Annotated in this window: 7 protein-coding genes; 2 read left to right on the top strand and 5 right to left on the bottom strand. The window is 62.7% G+C overall.

Going from position 1 to position 9,285, the window contains the following annotated elements:
* Positions 1-179: 179 nt before the first annotated feature.
* From NW809_RS08305 to NW809_RS08290, 4 genes are all read right to left on the bottom strand, one after another.
* On the bottom strand, positions 180-500 hold the full coding sequence (locus NW809_RS08305) for a nucleotidyltransferase domain-containing protein (protein WP_011430170.1): 321 nt from the start codon (positions 498-500) through the stop codon (positions 180-182).
* On the bottom strand, positions 497-3,436 hold the full coding sequence (locus tag NW809_RS08300; protein ID WP_414401924.1) for a DUF559 domain-containing protein: 2,940 nt from the start codon (positions 3,434-3,436) through the stop codon (positions 497-499). Before NW809_RS08300 ends, NW809_RS08305 begins: the two co-directional genes overlap by 4 nt.
* A 7-nt stretch (positions 3,437-3,443) precedes the next feature.
* Positions 3,444-4,292, bottom strand: a complete 849-nt coding sequence (locus NW809_RS08295; protein WP_206336851.1) for a DNA methyltransferase — start codon at positions 4,290-4,292, stop codon at positions 3,444-3,446.
* A 106-nt stretch (positions 4,293-4,398) separates the two neighbouring features.
* Complete coding sequence (locus tag NW809_RS08290) at positions 4,399-6,654, bottom strand: ComEC/Rec2 family competence protein (protein ID WP_414401923.1); 2,256 nt, start codon at positions 6,652-6,654, stop codon at positions 4,399-4,401.
* A gap of 445 nt (positions 6,655-7,099) precedes the next feature.
* On the opposite strand from NW809_RS08290, the gene NW809_RS08285 reads away from it, so the two are divergent.
* Entirely contained in the window at positions 7,100-7,300 is a 201-nt protein-coding gene (locus NW809_RS08285) for a hypothetical protein (RefSeq protein WP_041438278.1), read from the top strand.
* A gap of 76 nt (positions 7,301-7,376) precedes the next feature.
* Positions 7,377-8,219 carry a prepilin peptidase gene (locus tag NW809_RS08280; protein ID WP_011430174.1) on the top strand — a complete coding sequence of 281 codons (843 nt, stop codon included), beginning with the start codon at positions 7,377-7,379 and terminating at the stop codon, positions 8,217-8,219.
* A 60-nt stretch (positions 8,220-8,279) separates the two neighbouring features.
* Here the strand turns inward: NW809_RS08280 and NW809_RS08275 are convergent.
* Positions 8,280-9,285, bottom strand: a 1,006-nt coding sequence (locus tag NW809_RS08275; RefSeq protein ID WP_414401922.1) for a cobaltochelatase subunit CobN, incomplete at its 5' end; no start/stop codon positions are given.

Below are 9,285 nucleotides of genomic sequence, written 5' to 3'. Positions count from 1 at the left end.
AAGACTTCTTTACTACTGATCAATCCATCCTCCTTCCGAAGTTGGTTTGCTAAGTGCTGCTATTGTACCCCTTGAGCTCTTAACAGGCTGTAATGGAGAGATGAACATCCGGCGCTTTTTTGAGGACTTCGAAGGCTTTGATGTCGCGCTCCGCTAGGCGCAACAACCGCCAAGCCTCCTCAAGATGCGGCTTCATAGAGGTCTTTTCCCTGCTTGCGCGCCCAGTACAGCACGGTGCCTGGCACACGGCTGCGCCGCTGGTATTCCGCCTCGGAATAAACGAGGATATCCAACCCTGGGCCCATATCGCCCACCGCTTCGTGCAAACGAATCATTTCGGCGTACCGATCAGACACCTCTGGTTTGATCACCATGATGTCTAGGTCGGAACCCGCGTCGGCATCGCCGCGGCCATAGGAGCCAAACAAGAGTACGCGGCTGGGCTGGGCCGCTGCCACGATACGCCGGACGATCTCTTGCAAGGTTTGATCATCGATCATATTGGCAACTCCATTACCTTCAGGCTCTCAATGCCCCGGTCATCCACGATCTTGACGGCAATGCGCTTGTGCTCGCCCGGTGCGAAGGGCAACGACACCGTACCGCTATAGGCTTTTATGAGGTCCTCGTCAATCTCGGCCTTGAGATTGCGCGCCAGCTTCGCCCAGCCTTCTTTCTCGCCCGCCATCGGGAAGAAGACCTGACGGGGGTAGAGGCAGCGCCCGTCGTAGTCGGTATCGAGCATCCACATGGCAATCTTGTCCTTGCCGCCCGATTCGATGGCCCCGGTCTTGGTGTTGTAGTAGTCGAAACCGTGTACCTCAACCACAAACCAGCCATCTTCGGCTTTGCGCAGCTCCACATCCGGCTGCCCGATGAGCCAGAAGGATTCGTTACTGGCGCGCTTCTTTTTGAGGTCGTCGGTGAGTAGGTCGGCGTTCATTTGGACTTTGAGGAACTGCATGCCGGCCAGCTCTGGCTTCATCTCGTCAATATCTTTTGCTGCTTCGGGGTCAAATTGAAAGGCGGCGAAGATCAGCAGTTTGGGCTGTGGGCTGAGCATCCGCGCCTCTTGCCAGGCATGCTCAACTTGCCGCTGCTCGAGCGGGCCATATTCCGGGCCGAAGGAGACGACCACGCGCATGGGATCGTAGGCTGGCGCCGTCTCGCGCACGGTATTTGCCCCTTCGTCGCTTGGCCGCGTTTCCCCCTCGGCATGGAGCCAGCGGCAACCGGGCAGGGGCTCTAGGCGGGCAAAGCGGATGTATTGCCCGTTCTTGCCGCGAATGCCGGTGCGCAGCAGTTCGTCACGCCATTCGGCCTGGCGCAGGGTCTCGCCGGAGCGGGTAATAGACGTATCGGCAGGTTGCGGCTTCTCCTCCAAAATCTCGTCCACCGACTTGACCGCCGGTGCCGGCACCGCTTCAACCGTAAAGGGGCCGGTGACGCGCACCTTCTTCCTGTCCACAAAGGGCTGGTCGTAGAGCGTCTCCTGCGGCGCATGGCGGGCGATGGCGGCGTCGATCTCCTTTTGGAGGGTGCGGCGGGCTTGATGGAAACGCTCGAAGGGTTCGCGCGCTTTTTCCGGCCAGTCGGCAGGAAACGTAAAGGGCACTTCCCATTCCACCAGCTCGTTGACCTTGACCACCTGGCCAGCGGGCATGGTGAAGGTTGCTTCATCGGGTGCGGCGAAGTCCACGAACTGGCCGGCCCGACCGCCTTGGGTGACCTGGAATTTGACCGGCTGGCCATGAAGCGCAGCGTTCAGCTCAGCAAGGGCCGCTGCCACTGCCGGATGGAGCCGCGCGTAAATGCCGTCGATCTCCGGGTTATTGGCGATGGACTTGAGCGTGACATGGGGCACGGTCTTGTACTTGAAGCCGGAGCCGACGCCCTCCTGCGGGTGCGCCAGTTCGTAGTAGTCGAAAACCGCAGTCATCAGCCGCTGGCGGGCGATTGTGATCGCGACGCGTGAGGTGTCGCAGGTGATCCAGCGCCGGCCCCACTGCTCGGCAACGTAGGCGGTGGTGCCGCTGCCGCAATTGTGCACGACGCACAGCTCCGTGATGAAAGAGTGCGCGTCTTCTACCTCCAGGTCATACAACTCCTCTTCGGTTTCTTGCGTGTGGAGTTCGGCGATGCGCACGGCGACCCGCTGCGGACCAAAGAAGACCCAATCCCCCACATCCAGGTCCTGCGCTTCCACCCATTCGGCCTTCTCGACGCTGAGCTGAAGTTGGCAGGCGTGTCGAATGGTTTCGTAAACGCCCTCCAGATTGGACAGCACCTCCCTGGCCGGGACGCGCAGCACCTCCAAGCCCAGCTCGCGGAGATAGGCATCGCGGGCCTGATCGTGAGCCAGTGCCTCTTCGCTGCTGTGGGCCAGCACGCCGTCCACCTCGACGACAAGTTGGGCGTCGCGGCTGTAAAAATCTGCTATATACCGACCGATGGGATGCTGGCGTCGGAAGGCGAAACCGGTTTGGTTGTTGCGCAGCGCCGTCCACAGCTTACGCTCCGGCGGGGTCATTTCACGCCGCAGCATTTTGCTTCGCCCGCGCAACCCCCGGGGAATGCCCGACCAGTCGTTATGCCCTCCCAGTGAGCGCGGGCGGCGTTTGGCGAGCACCTTGTGGTCGGCAGAGAGCCAGAGCGTCGCGTCAGTTTTTTCGTGGCGGATGCCGATCATCTTGCCGCGGTACGGCCGGCGGATCACGCGCACGACGCGATGCGGTTGCCCGTCATGCCCCAGAACCCAGTCGCCAGGTTGGATGGATTCGATGGGGATCAGTGTGGCCTCTTCCTGGTTGGCCTCTCCTCGACCAGCCCTTCCCCGGCTAGCCCCTCCCCAGCCCTCCCCGTAAACGGGGAGGGAGCGTCCCCCCGCGTGCGGGGGGACAATAGGGGGGCTGCCCCCATCCCGCACACACCACACTCGCGTCCCCTTCCGCACACACGTCGGGTCAAACACTAGGTCGCCTGGATCGGTAGCCATCAGGAGGCAGCGCTCTACAACCTTCGTACGCGTTTCAACCACGTATCGTTGCTCAGGATTGAATCCGGCCGTGTCGTCCCAGACCTCAGACAAGACCTTGAGCGGATAATCGTCGATATAATATTTCCATCGAAGTTTGCTGCCATCCTTAGTCACGCGACCCGTGCGTTTCAACGCCTCCATGCCATCGGGGTAGATCAGCTTCCAATGGCTGTTCTTGTTCGGTCTGAAGGTCTCTTCCTTAAATTGGAGCGGCGTATCCTCGCCCGGCGGCCCCGAGCTCTCCAGGCTTACGAGCTGGAAGACCTTTGCTCCCGCTGGCAACAGCGACGGATCGACCATCTCGGCCCGGGTAATCTTTCGCACGGTACCGTCGGGTAGCTCCACATTACTATAGAAGGCATCAGGCAGCTTTTCAGAATACAACTGGCGATATTTCAAATATTTTTTATCCCTGGCATACCAGATTCAGATAATCACTCGTCCGGCCTAACTCGTTGGATACCATGCTGCCGGTTTTAGCGAACGTGATAAGTCGCACAAAATTCCCCGCCCCAAACACTTCATCCATCAAGCAGCGTACCAGATGGACGTTCTCGTCGCCGATCTGCACGAAGATGCTGCCGCTTTCGGTGAGGAGTTCTCGCGCCAGCAGTAGCCGGTCGCGCAGGTAGGTGAGGTAGGAGTGGATGCCCAGCTCCCAGGTGTCGCGGAAGGCGCGGATTTGCTCTGGCTCGCTGGTTAAATCCTCGTCTTTGCCGTCCTTGACGTCGCGCTTGTTGACGAAGGGCTGGAAGTTAGAGCCGTATTTGATGCCGTAGGGCGGGTCGAGGTAGATCATCTGCACTTTGCCCGCCATGCCCTCTTTTTCCAGGAGCGAATTCATCACCAGGAGCGAGTCGCCAGCGATGAGGCGGTTGGTCCAGCCGTGTTTGTGCTGGTAGAACTCGACGGCCTGGCGCAGCGGCTCTCGGCGTTCCTCTTCAAAAAGGCTGAGTTGCTCCGCGCCGCCGCTGCCGTTCCGCTTCTTCACCGCCTCGATGATCGTACGGGGGTCGATGCGCTCGTGGACATGGAGCGAGATCGTCGGCACCGCGAACGAGGTGTGCTCGGCCTTGCCGGCCCAGACCAGTTGCGGGTCGAGGTGAGGATCGTAGGCATAGCGCTTTTTCGTTTGCCCGGCATCCGGGTCAGTCTGGGGCGTCACCAACCCCACAGGTGGATTATTGACACGCTCTTTGTCGCGGTGCTCGTAGGATTCGATTGGGCGTTTGGTGTCGGTTTTCTTGGCTGCCATCCAGTCCTGCCTGTTGGTTTGTCGTGGGCTTAGTGGGAAGGCTAGCTTGAGAGTAACTTTTGATCCAGCCTTGAGCTGTCGCCTAAGCCCTTCTCCCCCAAGCCACCTATCCGTCCAGTGGCGCCCGCAGGGTTTGCACGCCCCGGGGCGACCAGGTTACTGCTCCAACGCGCTCGGCAATGTAGAGGGGCCGCTGCTTTTGCCGAAACCAGGTGGTCACTGCTTCGCCAACAGGGCCGGAGCTGATGCCCGCCTGCACCTGAAAGCGCTCCAGCAAGTCCAGGATCAGCGATCCCCCATCCCACCACAGCCAGTCGATCTGGGCCGGCAGCAAGGGGGATCCGGTCAGCTCCGCCTGGACAGGGGGGCCGGCGGATCCCAAGAGCAGCCAGCGGGATCCCTCGGCCTCCAAGGTCAACACCAAGGGGTTGGTGTGGACGGCCTGCAGCTTCAGCCGCTCCGAGAAGGGGATCCGGTCGGCAGGCCGCAAGACTTGATAGGGGATCCCGGCAGCTTGCACGGCGCTAAGAGAGCGCAGGTAGCTGTCCGAGGCGGCATTGACGCCGCCCCCGTCCCAGAACTGCCCGATGGAGAAAGCTGAAAGCAGGATCTCCCAGCCCCCATTGGCCGAGCCGGCAGAGGTCATGGCCACCGCCCCCTCCAGACGGCGCAGGCCCTGCTGCCGCAAAAAGGGCAACACGGTGCGCTCGGCCAGGCGGGGATCGCCGCTGTTGAGCAAGAGGTGGCGTCCTTCGGCTTGGATGGCCAGGACGGGGAGGCGGCCACTGGCCAAAGCGGTGATCTCGACCGGTGGCCCCGGCCACAGCCTTGGCCCCAAGAGGATGGCGGCCATTATCAGAGCAGTGCCCTGCCAGCGCAAAGCCCGCCGCCAGCGGGGCCAAAAGGTCAAAGCCACCAGCGCCCCGTAGAGAAGTAGACACTGGAGCAGCGAGACCCTGCCGGTGTAGTAGGAGCTCAGGGGCCAGCTGGCCATCCAGCCCACCCAGTTGATCAAAGGCGTGATCAAAAACGTCAAGGGCCGGGCCAGCAGGGATCCCAGCCCCGGCCAGAGCAAGGCCACAAAAGCCACCCCAAACCCCGCCACCAGCAGGGGCACCAAGAGAAGCAGCAGCAGCGGGTTGGCCAGCAGCGAGTAGGTGGGGATGCGGCCAAAGATGGCCACCTGCAGCGGCAGCGTCCAGATCTGGGCGGCCAGCGGAACGGCCAGAGCCGTGGCCACCGCCGGCGGCAAAAAGTCCAGCCGGGATCCAATCGGCCCTGCCCCCACCAGCAGGCCCAGGGTGGCGGCAAAGCTGAGCTGAAACCCCAGATCGGTAATCCACAGCGGCTGGTAGATCAACAGCAAAACCGCCGCCACCAGCAGCGTCCCCAGGGGGTTAAGCCTAACTTTTCCTTCCAGTCTTGGCTCCGTCAACACCAGCATGGCCGCTGCCCCCATCACCGCCGCCCGCAGCACCGAAGGGGTAAAGCCCGTCAAGGCCAGGTAAATCCCCAAGACCGCCAGGAGGATCCCCTGCTGCAGGCGTACCGCCAGCCGCCGCGTTAGGACAAACACCACCCCCACCAGCAGCGACACGTGAAACCCAGAGGCCGCTAGCGCATGGGCCAGGCCAACTTCTCGAAAGGCATCCTGCAAATCAAAATCCAACTGGGCAGCCCGGGATCCCAGCACCAAGGAAGCCAAGAGGTTCCCCTGCCGCTCCCCCAGCCCGGCAATGAACGCCTCCCGCACCCGCCGCCGCAGCACCCAACCTCCCCAGCCCCTTCCCCCCGGCTGGGGGATCACCTCGCGGGCGATGAAGCCGGCAAAAGCCCCCTGCCGCTGCAGATAGGCCTGAAAGTCAAAGCTGCCCGGGTTTAAGGCGGGACTGGGAAGGTAGAGGGATCCCGTCAGGCGCACCCGCTGGTTGGGATGGAGATCCTGGCTTGGGAGAGCCTCAGGGCTGGCAGTGACGTAGAGCTTGCCGCTTACCTGGCGGGCCGTTTGGTTGGCCTCCAGCACCTGCTCCGCCTCCAGCCAAAATTGCCGCCGCTCGCTGCGGGTGGGGCGGGGCTCCGAAAGAACGGTGCCCACCAGGCTCATCTGCCGCTGCGGGGCCAGAAGGCTGATATCCGTCGGGCCGGGAACCGGCTGCCGCCAGCCCAGGTAGGCCCAGGCCAGACACCCCACCAGCCCCATCGCCAGCCAGGTGCGGGCCAAGCGCGGTCGTCGCCGGTACAGCAGCGATCCCGCCAATCCCAAAGCCAGCGGGATCCCCCAGCTCCAGCCGCTCGCCGCCGGCCAGGCCCGCAGCAACAGGCCCAGGATCCAGCCCAGCCCCAGCAGATAGGTTCTCTCCATCCCTCTTCAGCGCTTTTGCCCCCACTGTACTCTCGCGCTCAGGCGGGATCCATGGCGTTGTCTTAACCTTGACCAGTTGCCGACCCCGCAAGACAGAGGCAAACTGCATCCGGCCTAGGGCTGGCGCTCGCCACCAGCCGCATGCTCCCGCCAGATGGGCAACGCACCCTCCAGATCCTTCCTCTTGCAAGTTTAAGAATTGGGAAAGATGGCCCACTGGCTCTTGACGGCGATATCCTAGGGTTTAAGCTACCGAGAGGCGAGGCGGATCGGCCCGCCTCTGGTCAAAGGAGTGAGCGTCTAGCTCAAGGGATCCGCCGCTCTTAAGGAAGCTTAAGCGTTTCTAAAAATGCTCAAAAGGGGCGGACAGAACGTTAGGGATCCCAGAGAATCTTGGCAGGGTCGTTAGGGTGATAGTGGGCTTTGCGAGGTGGGGAAACCGCACATGGACAGCGCTTTGCTGCAAGCAGCTCGCCAGATCTATCAATACCATTTGCAGTATCGACCGGAGGTGCTGGAGCAGCCGCCGCGGGGCGTGGTCATCCATCGCCGTACCCTGCGAGGGGATCTGATCTTTTCTGAGTTTCCCATCCTGCTGCCCCAAGAAACTTTCATTCCGCTGCAGCAGTTGGAGCCGCTCCGCTGAGGCCCTTCTGCCCAAGCCGAGCCTAGGCGCCTACGATAGCAGAGCAAGCCTCTTTTTCTCCCTGTGGACGGCTGCGATGGTGGACTTCCTTGCCAGCACCTGGGAGCTGCGCCTGTTGGTCTGGGTGCTGGTGTTGGTGCTGGGGGCCTGTGTGGGCAGCTTTCTCAATGTGGTGGTCTATCGCCTGCCGCAAGGTCTTTCTCTGCTCCATCCCGGCTCCCATTGTCCCCACTGCAAGACGCCCCTGGGCCCGATGGAGAACATCCCCATTCTGGGCTGGTTCCTGCTGCGGGGCCGCTGCCGCCACTGCGGGGCGCAGATTAGCTGGCGCTACCCTGCCGTTGAAGCCTTGACCATGGGGCTGTTCGGCCTCAGCATCGCCATCTTGGGATTTTCTCCCCGCGGGCTCCTCACCTGTGTCTTGTTGGGCTGGCTGCTGGCGCTGGCCCTGGTTGACCTGGATACGTTTTGGCTGCCGGAGTCGCTCACCCGCTCCGGCCTGCTGGCGGGGCTGCTGGCCCGCCTGGCGCTGCCCTGGCTGGAAGGGTCGGGATCCCTGGCCGCCATGGGCTGGTCACTGGTGGCCGGGATCGCGGGCGCCGTGCTGGGCATCTGGCTGTTGGAAGGCATTGGCTTTGTCGCCCGTTGGGTTTTGCGGCGGGAGGCCATGGGCGGAGGAGATGGTAAGCTGCTGGCCCTGATCGGCATGTGGCTGGGCTGGCAAGGGGTGTTGGTGGCCCTCATCTTGGGCTCTGGGCTTGGTTTGCTGGGCAGCCTGCTGGCCATGGCCGGGGGAAGGGCCCGCCTGGGCAAACCCATCCCCTTCGGCCCCTACTTGGCTCTAGGCGGCGCCGTGGCCGCCTTGGCGGGATCCCCCCTGATCGAGGCCTACCTACGCTGGTCGGGGTTGCTGGGGTAGAACTCCCTCACCCCTCTTCCAGTGGCAACGGCAACGATCGGCAGGGATCCCTTTTGGCCTCTACTCCACCCCCTCGATCCGGTCTTCCACTTCTTGGTACAGCTCCTGCAGGCGCTCGATGTTGGCCTGGGAAGTCTGCCAGTAGCCACGCCCGTGCACCTCCAGCAGGGTGCCGACGATGCGCCGGAAGGAGTGGGGGTTGAGGTTCATCAGGCGCTGCCGCATCGCCTCGTCCTTGATGAAGGTCTCGTTGGTTTCCTCGTAGATCCAGTTGTCCACCGCTCCCGCCGTGGCCGACCAGCCGGAGGTATTCACCAGCCGCTTGGCGATCTCCCGCACCCCTTCGTAGCCGTGCTTGAGCATGCCCTCGTACCACTTGGGGTTGAGCAGCTTGGTGCGAGCATCGAGGCGGATCGTCTCGCTCAGGGTGCGGATCTGGGCGCTGGGCGTGGTGGTATCCGCCATGTAGGCCGAGGGGGCCTTGCCGTCCGGGCGCAGGCTCTGCACCAGCTTGGTGGGATCCGCATCGAAGTAGTGGCTGACATCCGTCAGGCTGATCTCCGACGAATCCAGATTCTGGAAGGTCACGTCCACCGTCTTCAGGCTGGCCTCAAACAGCTGCCGCATCTGCTGGTTGGGCAGATTGGATCCGAAGGCAAAGGACTTACGCGAGAGGTACATCTCCCGCAGCTCGCTCTCGTCCTCCCAGGAGCTGTTTTCCACCGCCAGGTTGATGTTGGCCGAGTAGGAGCCAGAAGCGTTGGAAAAGACCCGCGTTGCCGCCTGCTCCAGCGTCAGCCCCAGCTCCTTGGCCTGCTGCAGAGCGTGCTTGCGCACATAGTTCAGCTCCAGCGGCTCATCGGCCAGGGCCGCCAGCTTTACCGCCCGGTCGAGGAGGGCCATTTGGTTGACAAAGAGATCCCGGAACACGCCGGAGCAGTTGACCACCACGTCAATGCGGGGCCGCCCCAGCTCCTCCAAGGGGATCAGCTCCACCTTGTTCACCCGCCCCAGGGCATCCGGCTGGGGACGCACCCCCAGCAAACACAGCACCTGCGCCAGCGAC

It is taken from the genome of Synechococcus sp. WC101 (genome assembly GCF_047461555.1).
Lineage (GTDB): Bacteria > Cyanobacteriota > Cyanobacteriia > Thermostichales > Thermostichaceae > Thermostichus.
The sequence above is the reverse complement of the archived record's forward strand: the minus strand, read 5'-3'. Positions and strand labels throughout refer to the sequence as shown.

Coding starts and splice junctions, on each gene's coding strand:
- NW809_RS08305 (WP_011430170.1), bottom strand. CDS start 500: ATGATCGATGATCAAACCTTGCAAGAGATCGTCCGGCGTATCGTGGCA.
- NW809_RS08295 (WP_206336851.1), bottom strand. CDS start 4,292: ATGGCAGCCAAGAAAACCGACACCAAACGCCCAATCGAATCCTACGAG.
- NW809_RS08280 (WP_011430174.1), top strand. CDS start 7,377: ATGGTGGACTTCCTTGCCAGCACCTGGGAGCTGCGCCTGTTGGTCTGG.
- NW809_RS08290 (WP_414401923.1), bottom strand. CDS start 6,654: ATGGAGAGAACCTATCTGCTGGGGCTGGGCTGGATCCTGGGCCTGTTG.
- NW809_RS08285 (WP_041438278.1), top strand. CDS start 7,100: ATGGACAGCGCTTTGCTGCAAGCAGCTCGCCAGATCTATCAATACCAT.